Below are 13,334 nucleotides of genomic sequence, written 5' to 3' on the forward strand. Positions count from 1 at the left end.
CGGCAGAGGCCGGCCAGGCGGCGTGGCGCGGGCCCGGGTCCCGCTGGGGCCATGACCCACCAAGCGGGCGCCGCACGCCCGCCAGGCGGATGCCGGTCGGGGGGCCGCCTGAGCCGGGGCTGGCCGAGCCGGTGCCGCGGGGTCGTGGCCCGCCAAGGCCGAACCCCCCGGCGGGGCGACCAACGCCAGGTCTCGTGCCCCACGCGGGACCCAGCCCTGCCAGGCGCATGCCGCTCGGGGCGCGGCACCGCCTGGGCCGGGACCTCGACAAGCCGGCGCCACGAGATCGTGGCCCCGCCAAGGCCGAACCCCCCGGCGGGGCGACCAACGCCAGGTCGCGCCCACCCGGGACGCAGCTCGCCAAGCCGGCGCCACGGACGGCCGCCGCGAGGCCCGCAGCCCCGCCGAGCCGGCTGCCGCCGAGGCCGGGTCACCCCGCATGCTGCGCCGCCGGGCCGGATGCTGGCCGGGCCGGGACTCGCCGAGCCGGTGCCACGGCGCCCACGCTCGCCAGGCGGATGCCGCTGCGTACCGGGTGCCGCCTGGGACGGCCCGCCGGGGTGAGTGCCGGCGGGCCGGGGTCGGGGCCGCTTAGCCGGCGGACGGGTCAGCGGTCGTTGCTGAGGATGGCGGTGATCTTCGCCGAGGCGGTCTTCGCGGCGCGTTCGGGGGATGCGCCCTCCAGGACCGCCGTCATGTACGGCTTGATGGGGTTGGCCGCTTCGACGGCCGCCCATTCCGGCGAGTTGGGGGTCGCCCGGCCGCGCGCGGCGCCCGCGGCCATCGCCGCGGTGGCTTCCTGGCCTTCGACGGCGGAGGCCAGGGACGACTTGTTGGGGACGTAGTTCATGGTGCGGGCGAGGTCGGTCTGCCACTGCTCGCCCGCCAGCGCCGTGACGACCGATATGGCGGCGTGCCGGTCGCGCGAGTTCAGCGGGACGATCAGGTCGGAGCCGCCGGTGAAGACCGCGCACGGCTTGTCGGCCGTTCTGCCGGGGATCGGGAAGAAGCCGAGCTTGCCCTTGAGGGCCGGGTTCCGTTCCTCGATGGCGGCCGCGGCGTTCGGCGGCGCGATGATCTGGGCCACGTTTCCCTCGGCGAAGACCTGGGCCTGCGGCGGGGTCTCCTCGTCCGCGTCCTTGGGGCCCTCGCCGAGTTCCTGGAGCTCCTTGTAGATGTCCATGCCCCGCAGGGCGGCGGGGCTGTCCAGGGCGCCCGTCCACTTCCCGTTCTTCTCGACCGCGAGTTCGCCGCCCTCGTCCCAGACGAACCCGGCGAGGGTGTACCAGTCCTGCCCGGCGAGGTAGATGCCCTGCGTGCCGCCGCCGCTGTCGTTGAGCTTCTCGGTGTCCTCCAGCCACTCCTCGCGGGTCTTGGGCGGCGCTTCGATCCCGGCCCGGTCGAACAGGTCCTTGTTGTAGATGACGACCCGGTTGGCCGCGTACCAGGGGATGCCGTACTGGGCACCGTCGACCCGGCCGGGTTCGGCGAGGCCGGGGAGCCAGTCCTCGTAGCCGAGGTCCCGCACCGATTCGAGCGTCAGGTCGTACAGCAGGTCGGTGTCGGCGTACTGGGCGACCTGGGTGTTGCCGACCTCGATGACGTCGGGCGCGTCGTCGCTCTCCAGCGCGGCGGTGACCTTCTTGCCGATGCCGGTCCACTCCTGGAAGGTGACCTCCAGGTCTATGCCGGGGTGCTCCTTCTCGTACGTGGTGGTGAACCGCTTCAGGAAGTCGTCGGACACGCTGTCCTTCATCAGCCACACGGTCACCGTGCGGGGGCCGCCCGCCTCGTCTCCGGGCAGCAGCCCGCAGCCGGTCAGGGCGGGCGAGGCCGTGGAAACGAGCGCGCAGGCGCAGGCCAGGAAGCGCTTCTTCACGTAGGTCACCTTTTGCGTGTGCAGGAAGAGTTGACCCGGCGTGGGGGGGAAGCGAAGCGGGTTCGCCGCGGGTGTGATGGCTGGATTTTGGTATGGACCAACGAGTGGGTCAAGGGGCGGAGGTCAACGGGCGGGGAGCATCCCGCAGTTCACGCCCTCGCGCGCCGCAGCAACGGAGGCAGCACGGGCAGGCCCCGCGCCACGCGGGCCGCCACCGCGGCGTACGCGACCCCCGCGGCCAGTGAGGCCACCAGCGCGAGCCAGCCCGAGAACTGGTCGACGCGCGGGTAGACCTGCCAGTGGACGACGTAGATGTACAGCGAGCTGCCGGCCAGCAGGCCCGCGACCCGGTTGACCGGACCCGGGCTCGGCAGGCTCGGCACCCATACGAGCAGGACGAAGCCCGCCATGATCAGGGCCTCCCGCGCCGGCTCGCCGGAGAAGAAGCCCGGGACGGTGAGCAGGGCGGCCCCGGTCACCAGGAGCCGTTGCCGTACGGTGCTCGCCTTCGCGGCGGCCCAGCCCAGGGCGAACAGCCAGGGCACGACGAACGCCGACGGCAGGTGGATCCGGTCGCGGAGGCCGAGGACGTCGTACCGGGTGAGGAGCGCGAGCGCGGCGAGGGCCATGGGCAGGCCGAAGGGATGGCGCCGCTCCAGCCGGTCGACGGCCGGGACGGCGACCAGCGCGGTGACGGCGAGCAGGAGGAAGACGAGGACCTCGATGAACCAGAAGGGCGCCACATGGCCCTCGCGCGGCGGGAGGAAGCTTTCGAAGAGGAGGAGGGTGGCGAGCCCGTAGTCCTCGGTGAGGAGCAGCATCAGGGCGGTCCAGGCCATGGTCGGTACGACGATGCGCGTGATGCTGCGCCGCGCGTGGCGGACGCGCTCGCGGCGCCCGGCGGACGTGAGGTGGAAGCGGGCGAGATTGAACCCCGCGACGGCCAGCAGCAGATGGGCGCCGCCCTTGATGTGGAAGACGGGGATGTGCGACCCGACGACGCAGACGATCGCGAAGGCGCGCAGCGCGATGCTGGTATCCAGGGTGCGCAGGGCCTTCGCGGCCTTCCTCGGTTCCCTCCCCGGCGCCTGGAGCAGTTCGCGGATCGGGAGGGTGTGCCAGTGGGGCGGGAGGTGTCCGAGGGTCCGTTCGAGGTTCAGGGACATCTCGACGTACGAGAGCGAGTCGCCGCCCAGGCCGGTGAAGGTGCTGTCCTCGGTGGCGTCCGGCCGGTCGAGGACCTCGGCGTACAGCCGGCACAGCCGCGCCACGTCGACGGGCCCCGTCGGCAGCGGGGCGTCGGTGGGTGTCAGGTCGCGTACGGCCCGGTAGTCGGGCTTTCCGGAGGCCAGCCTGGGGAGTTCGGGGAGGACGTGGACATGGACGGAGCGCGGTGGCAGACCGCACTCCTTCACCACCAGCCGCCGGACGTGCCCGGCGTCGACGCCGCTGCGGGCGGCTGCCACCACGAGCCGGTCGTCGTCGCCCGCGCAGTACGCGGTGATGCCCCGGTCCGCGAGCATCGACTCGATGCGTTCCGGGTCGACCCGGAGGCCGAGTATCTTCGCGAACCGGCTGACGCGGCCCACGACTTCGTAGAGGCCGTCGGGGGCGCGCCGCCCGATGTCGCCGGTGCGCAGTTCACCGACGGTGCGGCCGAGGGCGAGGTCGGCGGGGTTCTCGGCGTACCCGAGCATGACGTTGGGCCCGGTGTAGACCAGTTCGCCGGTGCCCGGCTCGGGCCAGTCGGGGTGGGGTTCGAGGCGGAACGACCCGCCGGGTACGGGGATGCCGATCGCCCGCGGACGGCCGGCCGCGCGCTCCGGCGGCAAGTAGGCCATGCGGGCGGTCGCCTCGGTCTGGCCGTACATGACGAAGAGGTCCCAGCCCCGGCGGCTTCCGAGGCCGGCGTAGCGCGTGACCCGGTCGGGGGCCAGTCGGCCGCCGGCCTGGGTGAGGTAGCGCAGGTGCGGGAGGTCCATGTCGGCGAAGCCGACCCGGTCGAGCAGGTCGAAGGTGTACGGGACGCCGGCGAACGTCGTGGCGCGCCGGGCGCGCAGGAGGTCCCAGAAGCAGGGGTCGGCCACCGAGAGGTCGGTGAGGACGAGCCCGGCGCCGCTCAGCAGGTGGCTGTTGATGACGGACAGGCCGTAGCAGTAGTGCATGGGCAGGGTCGTCGCGGCGCGGTCGTCGGGGCGTATGCCGAGGTAGGTGGCGATGGACTCGGCGTTGGCCTGGACGTTGTCGTGGGAGAGCCGGACGAGCTTGGGCGAGCCCGTGGTGCCGGAGGTGCTCAGGAGGAGCGCGAGGTCCTCGTGGAGGGTGTGTACGGAGCCGGCGCGCCGCTCGTGGAGGGTCCAGCCGCCGTCCCGGTCGGGGGCGGCCACGACGTCGGGGTCGTACGCGTCGGTGAGGGACCGTACCGCTTCGGCGTTGTCCCCCGGGACCAGCAGCACGGGGTGGCCCGCGGCGAGGGCGGCGAGGTAGGTGACGAGGGCGTCGACCGTGTTGGCACCGGCGAGCAGGACCAGGCGCCGCCGCGGGCCGAGGCGCCGGGCCGCCTGGGCGACCCGGTCGGCGAGGTCGCGGTAGGACACCTCGCCGTCCCGGGTGAGCAGGGCGGGGCGGTCGCCGAAGGCCGCCAGACGGCGCGCGAACGGGACGGCCCTGGTATCCAGGCGCAGGTCGGGGGTGATGAGCACGGGGCGCATCTTAGGCAGACCTTACTTCGCTGGAAAGGCACAGAAACGTCACGAACCTGGCGGACCATCATCTGACACACCGTAGAGCAGCCGTTATCACGCCGTGATTGACGGTGAGGTTAGCTTTACCTTATCCATAGGGGGCTCACAGGTTCTCCGCTCCTGTGCTCCGCTCCTCCCGTCAGGAAGGCTCCACATGCGCCGCCCCTCGGCCCGCCGCCTCGCCGCCGCCGTCGCGGCAGGTCTGCTCCTGCCCGCCCTCGGGGCCTGCAGCGACGACCCGGCCGGCCTCGTCATCTACTCCGGCCGCAACGAGAACCTCGTCAAGCCGCTGATCGAGAAGCTGGAGAAGCACCTCGGCACCACGGTCGAGGTGCGCTACGGCGACAGCGCCGAGCTCTCGGCGCAGCTCCTGGAGGAGGGCGACAAGACCGAGGCGGGCCTGTTCCTGTCGCAGGACGCGGGAGCCCTCGGCGCGCTGTCCAAGGAGGGCAGCCTCGCCCCGCTGCCGAAGGCGACGCTCGACAAGGTCGCGCCCGCCTACCGCAGCGCCGCCGGCGACTGGACCGGCGTCAGCGGCCGCGTACGGGTCATCGCGTACAACGCCGACAAGGTGACCGCGCCCCCGAACAGCGTGCACGAGCTGGTGAAGCCGGAGTGGAAGGGCAAGATCGGGTACGCCCCGACGAACGCCTCCTTCCAGGCGTTCGTCACCGGCATGCGCGTCCTGGAGGGCGACGACGCCACCCGTACCTTCCTCAAGGGCCTGAAGGCCAACGGCGCCAAGCCGTACGACAAGAACACCGACATCCTCAACGCGGTCGACTCCGGCGAGGTCTCGCTCGGCCTGCTCAACCACTACTACTGGTACGAGAAGGTCGCCGAGGAGGGCGAGGACAAGGTCGACGCCAAGGTCCACTTCCTGCCCGAGGGCGACCCGGGCGGCCTGGTCAACGTGGCCGGCGCGGGCATTCTCAAGAGTGACGACAAGAAGCGCGCCGAGTACGCGCAGAAGGCCGTCGACTTCCTCCTGTCCGCCGAGTCCCAGCGGTACTTCGCCGAGGAGACCAAGGAGTACCCGCTGGCCGCCGGGGTGAAGTCCGCCAAGGGCGTGCCGCCGCTGGAGTCGCTCCAGCCGCCCAAGATCGACCTCGGCAGGCTGGACTCGCTGAAGGAGACCCTGGCCATGCTGCAGGACGTCGGAATGGTCTGAGCGCCGTGACCCCACCGGATTCCCCGGTCCGGACGTCTCACGTCACCCGCCCGGCAGGCGTCCCCGCGCCCGCCGGGCGGCGGCGTGCCGGAACCCCGCCCTCCTGGGTGCTCGTCGTGCCCGCCTGCCTCGCGGCGGCGCTCGCCGTCCTGCCGCTCGGCTATCTGGCGGTACGGGCGCTGGAGCGCGGCCCCGCCTTCGCGTGGGACGTCGTCGCCGACGAACGGACCGGCCTGCTGCTCCTGCGCAGCCTCGGGCTCACGGCCGCCGTGGTCGCCGCGTGCCTGGTGCTCGGCGTGTCGCTGGCCTGGCTCACCGTGCGCACCGCGCTGCCCGGCGCCCGCGCCTGGTCGGTGCTGGTGACGCTGCCGCTCGCGGTGCCCAGCTATGTGGCCGCGTTCGCCTGGCTGTCCGCCGCGCCCCCGCTGGCCGGGTTCGCCGGTTCGGCGCTGGCGCTGACGCTGGTGAGCTTCCCGTACGTGTACCTGCCGGTCGCCGCCGCGCTGCGCGGCACCGATCCGGCGCAGGAGGAGGTCGCGCGCTCGCTGGGGCACGGTCCCGTGCGCACGTTCCTGCGCGTGACGCTCCCCCAGCTGCGGCCGTCGGCGGCCGGTGGCGGGCTGCTGGTCGCGCTGTACGTGCTGTCCGACTTCGGCGCGGTGTCGCTGATGCGGTACGACACGTTCACCCGGGGCATCTTCACCTCGTACCGGGCAAGTTTCGACCGGACGCCGGCCGCCGCGCTGAGCGCCGTGCTCGTGCTCATGACGATCGCCCTGGTCGCCGCCGAGGCGCGTACGCGGGGCCGGGCGGGCCATGCGCGGACGGGTACGGGGACGGCGAGGCCGGCCGTACCCGTGCGGCTGGGCGCGATGCGGTGGCCCGCGCTCGGGTGGTGCGGGGCGGTGGTGGCCGCCGCCGTGGCGTTCCCGCTCGGCACGCTCGGCTACTGGCTGGCGCGCGGTACGTCGGCGACCTGGGACCCGGTGACGGTGGCCGACACGGCGCTGACCACACTCGGCGTCGCCGCCGCCGGGGCGGCGCTCACCACGCTGCTGGCCCTGCCCGTCGGGGTGATCGCGGCGCGCCACCGGGGCCGCGCCACGCACCTGCTGGAGCAGGCGGCGTACGCGGGTCACGCGGTGCCCGGCATCACGGTCGGGCTGGCCCTGGTGTTCTTCGCGGTGCGCTACGCCCACCCGCTGTACCAGGAACTGCCCCTGCTGGTCTGCGCGTACGCCGTGCTGTTCCTGCCCGTCGCGGTGGCCGCCACCCGCGCGGCCGTGCTCCAGGCGCCGCCCGTGCTGGAGGACGTCGCCCGCTCGCTCGGCCGCTCGCCGTTGCGCGTGCTGCGGGACGTCACCGTGCCGCTGGCCGCGCCGGGCGTCGCCGCCGGGGCGGCCCTGACGTTCGTGGTGTGCATGAAGGAGCTGCCCGCCACCCTTCTGCTGCGCCCCACCGGCATGGACACCCTCGCCACCCGGCTGTGGACGGAGACCGGCGCGGGATCGTTCGCCGCCGCCGCGCCCTACGCGGCCGCGCTCATCCTGCTGGCCGCCGTCCCCTCGTACCTCCTCGGAAGGCACCGCCCATGAACGACCTGCGTATCGAGGCGCTGACCAAGGCGTACGGGCCGGAAGGCGACGTGCTGCGCGGGCTGGACCTGACCGTGCCCGGCGGGGCGCTCGCCGCCGTGCTCGGCCCGTCGGGCTGCGGCAAGACGACCCTGCTGCGGATCGTCGCCGGTTTCCTGCGCGCCGACGCGGGCACGGTGACGGTCGGCGGCCGGCTGCTGGGCGGACCGGGCACGCATGTGCCGCCGGAGCGGCGCCGGATCGGCATCGTCCCGCAGGAGGGTGCCCTCTTCCCGCACCTGAGCGTCGCCCGCAACGTCGCGTTCGGGCTGACCGGGCGCGACCGGGGCGCACGGCGCCGGCGTACGGAGGAGATGCTGGAGCTGGTGGGCCTGGCCGGGTACGGCGACCGGATGCCGCACGAGCTGTCCGGCGGCCAGCAGCAGCGCATCGCCCTGGCCCGCGCGCTGGCCCCGGAGCCGGTCCTGGTGCTGCTCGACGAGCCGTTCAACGCCCTGGACAGCGCCCTGCGCGCCGGGGTGCGCGCCGACGTCCGGGCGGCCCTCCGCGCCACCGGCGCCACCGCCCTGCTGGTCACGCACGACCAGCAGGAGGCCCTGTCCACCGCCGACCTGGTCGCGGTCGTCCGGGGCGGCCGGGTGGCCCAGTGCGCCGCGCCCGAGGAGGTGTACCGCCGCCCGGCCGACCCGTGGGTCGCCGGGTTCGTCGGTGACGCCGTCCTCGTACCCGGCAGCGTGGCGGACGGGACGGCCACCACGGCCCTGGGTCCGGTCACGGTCCCGGAGACCGCCGCGTCGCGGGAGGGCACCGTACTGCTGCGGCCCGAGCAGCTCCGCCTGGCCGAACCGGCCGGCGCGCCCGCCCGGGGCACGGTCGTCGACGTCCGCTTCTACGGCCACGACGCGATGGTCACCGTCGACGTCGACGGCCTGGGCGCCCCGGTGGACGTCCGCGCGGCCGGGCCGGTGACCGTACGGCCCGGGGAGGCGGTGGGCATCCGGGTCACCGGGGAGGCCACGCTCCACCCCTGAGCCCCGCATGCCGCGCGGACCTCGGCGTGGTGGTGCACCGTGGAAGGACGCACCACCGGGTGGAGACCACCGGGCGAACGAGGAGACCTCCATGTCGCACCACACCTACCGCGTCACCGAGATCGTCGGCACCTCGCACGAAGGCGTGGACGACGCGATGCGCAACGGCATCGCACGCGCCTCCGAGACGCTGCGGAACCTGGACTGGTTCGAGGTGACGCAGGTCCGGGGGCACATCGAGAACGGGCGGATCGCCCACTACCAGGTCGGGCTGAAGGTCGGGTTCCGCCTGGAGGACGGCGCCGAGGCCGGCTGATCAGGTCCGGCCCTCCTTCTCCTGGGCCTCCACCAGCGCCTCGGAGCTCTCCGCCCAGCGGGCCCGTACGACCCGGAACCCCGCCCGTTCGGCGGCCTCGCAGACCAGCTCGTCGTCGTCGACGAGCATACGGATCTCGCGGGTGGCGGAGAGCCGGCGCAGGATCTCCAGCTTGGTGACCCGGGCCGGGCGGCGGTCCTGGTTGCGGCGCATGTGGACCGGGCCCTTGGGCAGGCCGTGGTCGGCCAGCCACACGACGGTGTCCTCGCGGCACCGTTCGGGGCGGCCGGTGAGGTACACCACGTCGCAGTCCCCGGCCGCCTCCAGGCACAGCTCCACGCCCGGCGCGAGCGGGGGGTCCTTCGGCGCCGCGGCGAAGAAGGCGTCCCAGTCGCGCGGCGCGCGCTCCAGGAAACGCTGCCGGTGCCGGGCGTCGGACAGGGTGTTGTCCAGGTCGAATACGGCCAGTGGCCTGCTGTTTCGCGTCACGGGCCCCAGCGTAGGGAATCCTGGCGCGGCCGGGACGTTGAACCAGGGCGTGAGCTCATTGATCGCTGCGACGCGTCTGTCGGTACTGGACCGCTCCCGCACCCGCGAGGGGCAAGGCGGCCCGGGGGCCCTGCGGGACACCGTGGCCCTCGCCCGGGAGGTGGAGGCGCTCGGCTACCACCGCTTCTGGGTCTCGGAGCACCACAGCGTGCCGGGCGTCGCCGGTTCGGCGCCGACCGTGCTGGCGGCCGCCGTCGCCGCCGCGACGCACACCATCCGGGTCGGCACCGGCGGGGTGATGCTGCCGAACCATCAGCCTCTGGTGGTGGCCGAGCAGTTCGGGGTGCTGGAGTCCCTGTTCCCGGGGCGGATCGACATGGGCCTGGGCCGTTCGGTGGGGTTCACGGACGGGATACGGCGGGCGCTGGGCCGCGACAAGAAGGACGCCGACGACTTCGCGGGGCAGCTTCAGGAGCTGCTGGGCTGGTTCAGGGGTACGCAGACGGCGCACCCGCACGTGCACGCCCGCCCCGCCGAGGGGCTGCGGGTGCCTCCGTACGTCCTGGCCACCGGGGAGGGCGCGGCGATCGCCGCCGGGGCGGGGCTGCCGCTGGTGATAGGGGACCTGAAGGGCCGGTCGAAGGTGGTGGCCGCGATCGAGCGCTACCGCGCGGACTTCCGGCCCTCCGCCTGGTCCGAGGAGCCGTACGTCGTCGTGGCGGGCACCGTCGCGGTCGCCGCGACCGAGGAGGAGGCGGCGCGGCTGCTGGTGCCGGAAGCGTGGTCGCTGGCGTACTCCCGCACACAGGGCGTCTTCCCGCCGCTCGCGCCGCCGGAGCGGATCGAGGGGCTGACGATGACGGCCAAGCAGCGGGAGGTGTACGCGTCGGCTCTGCGCGGCCACATCCACGGCACCGAGGAGCAGGTGCGGGACGCGCTGGAGGAGGCGGTGAAGGAGACGGGCGCCGACGAGATCCTGGTGACGACGAGCACGTACGACCGGGCGGCGCTGCTGGACTCGTACGCCGGGCTCGCCCGCCTCGCGGGCCTGACCGGCGCGCACACCGGGACTGGCGGTCATGCCCGTCCCTCACGGCCTTGATCCGTGCGTCCGCGTCCGGGGCGCCCGGATGCCGGGGCGGTCGGCGCCCCGGCACCGTGCCCGCCGCGTCACTCCTCGTCGCGCAGCCGGGCCGCCAGGGAGATCAGCGGCTCGGCCGCCTCGGTGTGGCCCAGGGCGGTCAGGCGGGGGACCGCGGTGTCGAGGCGGGTCAGGGCGGGGGCGGGGCGTTCCAGGTAGATGCCCTCCACGGCGGCCGCGAGGCGGACGCACTCGGCCCACTCGCCGGCGTGGTCCTCCTCCGCTCCCGGCTCGCCGAGCAGGGCGAGGGCCTTCTCCAAGGCGGCCAGGGCGTCCTCGTACTCGCCGACGTAGGCGTTCACCCTGCCGTATTCGTAGGCCAGGGCGGTGTCCAGGGAACGGCCACGGGCCTCGTACTCGGCGGCGCGGGCCTCGTCGGCGACCTTGCCGGCGTCGGCGAGGAAGGCGAGGGCGTCGGGCAGGCCCTCGGGGCCCTGCTGCTGGGCCTGGAGGCGGGCGAGTTCGCGCAGGCAGTTGCTGAGCTGCTCGTAGCGCGGGCTCCGGGCGTGTGCGGCGAGCGCCTGGTCGGCGGCCTCGCGGGCCCGGCCGAACTCGCCGGACTCGCCGAGGAGTACGGCCGTCTCGGCGGCGATCATGGCGTGGCTGCCCGGGTCGTCGTCCCAGTCGGCGGACTCGGCCGCGAGGGCGACGAACTCCGTCGTCGCGGCCTTGAGGTCCTCCCCCGCGTGCAGCGCGCGGGCGCGGGTCAGGCGGAGCTGGGCGACGAGCCGGTCGTCGACCTCTCCGGCGGCGACGTCCGGTTCGGCCAGGAGGGAGTCGAGCAGGGCGATGCAGTCCTCGACCCGACCGAGGTCCAGGGTGAGCCGGGCCGCGTTGCTGTAGGCGCAGAACGCGTCCGTCCGGTTGTCCCGGCGGAGTTCCAGCTCGGCGGAGCGCGTCAGGTGCCGCAGCGCCTCGTCCGGGTGGCCCAGGTGCATGCAGGCCTCGGCCAGGTCGCTGTGGAGGCGGACGGTGTCGACCGCGTCGGCCGGCCAGTCGGCGGCCAGGCGCAGGCCCTCGGCCAGGTCCGCGTGCGCGGCCCGGGCGTCCCCCAGGCCGAGCTGAAGCCTGCCGCGCAGCCCGAGCGTGCGGGTCAGGTGCCAGGCGGGGCCGTGCGCCTTCAGCCGGTCGAGGAGGGCGTCGACCTCGGTGACCGCGGCGGGCAGGTCCCCGGTCATGGCGTGGGTGCTGGCCCGCAGCAGCAGGGCGCCGGAGATCTGCCCGGCGACGTCGTGCCGGGTCGCGAAGGCGAGGAGCAGGTCCACCTCGGCGAAGACCGGCGCGATGTGCTCCTCGCTCCTGGACGTCTGGAGGCGCAGGCCGAGCGCGGTCGCCCGCATGCGCAGCAGACGGGCCTCCTGGTGCGGGGCGAGGCCGGGCGTCGCCTCGTGCAGGCGGACCATCGCCTCGTGGGCGGTGGTGAACGCGGCTGCCTTCGCCTCGGGTTCCTCGGCACCCTCCGCGGCGATCTCGGCTTCGGCGAGCAGGACGCAGGCGCGGGCGACCGCGGCATCACCCGGCTCTCCGGCGTCCTCGTACAGGCCCGCGGCCTCCTCGTGGAGGGCGGCGGCGACGGCGTACTCGTCGTCGTCCGTCCGGCTCGCCTCGTCGGCCAGCAGGTCGGCGCGCAGCCGGACGAGCGGGCCGACGGCCGGGTCGTCGGGGTGGACGTAGTCGCGGGCGGTGACGAGGGTGCGCAGGCGTGCCCAGCAGGCCTGGGCGTCCGGGTGCCCCTGCGCGTCCAGGGTCCTCGCCCGGACGATGAGTTCGGGCAGCGCTTCGGGCACGGCGGCTTCCGTGCGGGCGGCGGGCGCGGCGGCCGGGGTGGCCGGGGCCACGTCGTCGAGACCGCGGGTGCGCAGGGTCAGTTCCAGCGCGTCGAGGAGCGGAGCGCGGTCGAGACGGGTCCTGCGGCGGTCGGTGTGGGCCGTGGTTCCGTTACGGGTGTCGAAGTGGGCGGCGAGGTCGTCGGCGCGGCCCCGCACCTCGGCGCGCAGCCCGGCCACCGTCCAGGTACGGCCCGAGAACCCGACGGCGGGCAGTTCGCCGTGACCGAGGAACTCGACCCGCTGGAGGAGGACCTCCACGCCGGTGAGGAAGTCGAACAGGGCCAGCGGCGAGTCCACCTCGTCGAACAGGCTCCGGTTCTCGGCGAGCAGTTCCAGGCCGCGTGCCTCGTTGCCGGTCAGCGCGCAGAACTCCAGGTGCCGGCCGACCTCCCCGGACATCGAGGGGTTGCGGCGGCAGGCGCGGTAGCCGGCGAGGTGCAGCTCGCGGGCCCGGTCGGGGCGGCCGGTGCGCAGCAGGGGCAGCAGTGCGTACGAGACGGAGCGGGCCGGCTCCTCCTGGCAGGACTCCTTCCCACCCAGGACGGGCTCCCAGGCTCGCAGTGCCCGCTCGTCGTCGCCCGCCGCGAGGTGGTACAGGGCGCGCTCGCAGATCTCGCAGGCCTCGCAGTCGCTGAGCCGGGTACGGGTGCGGCCCGCCCACAGCTCGTAGGCGAGGGTGGTGTCCTCGCCGACGTGGGCGGCGAGCTGGCACGCCTGCCCGTAGTAGGGCTGGAGGCCCAGGCCGGCCTTCTCGTACCGGTCGCGCATCTCCGTGAGCCACTGGCGCAGGCTCGCCAGCGGAACCTCGGGCAGCGCGCGCAGGGCGTTGGCCACCCACTTGAACCGCCAGAACAGCATGTGGCGCAGGCGCTCGTCGAAGACGTCGGGCTGCTCGTCGAAGAGGGTGAGCAGGCGGGCGAAGACGACGGGCGACTTCCGGGGTTCGGAGCCGTAGGTGTACGCCTCCTGGAGCTCGAACAGCGCGTGGATGAGCGGAACGGGCTCGGCGAACACTTCGGCGGCGTCGACGAGTTCCTCGGCGGTGACGGTGCGCGTGCGGCCGTAGGGGCGCCGGTCGTTCTCCTGGAGCGCCTGGTACAGCTCGTCGGTGCTCTGGGGGTGGGGTGCGGTGGGCATCG

Annotated in this window: 9 protein-coding genes; 5 read left to right on the forward strand and 4 right to left on the reverse strand. The window is 74.1% G+C overall.

The window, feature by feature from the left end:
* Positions 1-607: 607 nt before the first annotated feature.
* The gene (locus BKD26_RS25410) at positions 608-1,879 is read right to left on the reverse strand and encodes an extracellular solute-binding protein (RefSeq protein WP_084902426.1); all 1,272 of its coding nucleotides are present in this window, start codon (positions 1,877-1,879) and stop codon (positions 608-610) included.
* Positions 1,880-2,028: 149 nt separating this feature from the next.
* Entirely contained in the window at positions 2,029-4,581 is a 2,553-nt protein-coding gene (locus BKD26_RS25415) for an AMP-binding protein (protein ID WP_241518821.1), read from the reverse strand.
* Between the two features lie 196 nt (positions 4,582-4,777).
* Between BKD26_RS25415 and BKD26_RS25420 the strand changes: the two genes are divergently transcribed.
* The 4 genes from BKD26_RS25420 (at position 4,778) to BKD26_RS25435 (ending at position 8,736) form a co-directional block, all read left to right on the forward strand.
* On the forward strand, positions 4,778-5,794 hold the full coding sequence (locus BKD26_RS25420) for an iron ABC transporter substrate-binding protein (protein ID WP_084902431.1): 1,017 nt from the start codon (positions 4,778-4,780) through the stop codon (positions 5,792-5,794).
* Positions 5,795-5,799: 5 nt separating this feature from the next.
* Positions 5,800-7,389: an iron ABC transporter permease gene (locus BKD26_RS25425; protein WP_084902434.1), complete on the forward strand. Its 1,590-nt coding sequence runs from the start codon at positions 5,800-5,802 to the stop codon at positions 7,387-7,389.
* Complete coding sequence (locus BKD26_RS25430) at positions 7,386-8,420, forward strand: ABC transporter ATP-binding protein (RefSeq protein WP_084902436.1); 1,035 nt, start codon at positions 7,386-7,388, stop codon at positions 8,418-8,420. Before BKD26_RS25425 ends, BKD26_RS25430 begins: the two co-directional genes overlap by 4 nt.
* 91 nt (positions 8,421-8,511) lie before the next feature.
* Positions 8,512-8,736: a dodecin gene (locus BKD26_RS25435; protein WP_084902438.1), complete on the forward strand. Its 225-nt coding sequence runs from the start codon at positions 8,512-8,514 to the stop codon at positions 8,734-8,736.
* Here BKD26_RS25435 and BKD26_RS25440 read toward each other — a convergent pair whose 3' ends face one another.
* A complete protein-coding gene (locus BKD26_RS25440; protein ID WP_084902441.1) occupies positions 8,737-9,225 on the reverse strand; it encodes a hypothetical protein in 489 nt (162 codons plus the stop codon). It abuts the gene before it with no gap.
* 49 nt (positions 9,226-9,274) lie between these two features.
* On the opposite strand from BKD26_RS25440, the gene BKD26_RS25445 reads away from it, so the two are divergent.
* On the forward strand, positions 9,275-10,327 hold the full coding sequence (locus BKD26_RS25445; protein WP_084902444.1) for an MsnO8 family LLM class oxidoreductase: 1,053 nt from the start codon (positions 9,275-9,277) through the stop codon (positions 10,325-10,327).
* A 68-nt stretch (positions 10,328-10,395) separates the two neighbouring features.
* On the opposite strand, the gene BKD26_RS25450 is transcribed toward BKD26_RS25445, so the two are convergent.
* Positions 10,396-13,332: a hypothetical protein gene (locus BKD26_RS25450; RefSeq protein ID WP_084902446.1), complete on the reverse strand. Its 2,937-nt coding sequence runs from the start codon at positions 13,330-13,332 to the stop codon at positions 10,396-10,398.
* Between the last annotated feature and the right edge of the window lie 2 nt (positions 13,333-13,334).

Source organism: Streptomyces sp. CB03238 (assembly GCF_002099185.1).
Lineage (GTDB): Bacteria > Actinomycetota > Actinomycetes > Streptomycetales > Streptomycetaceae > Streptomyces.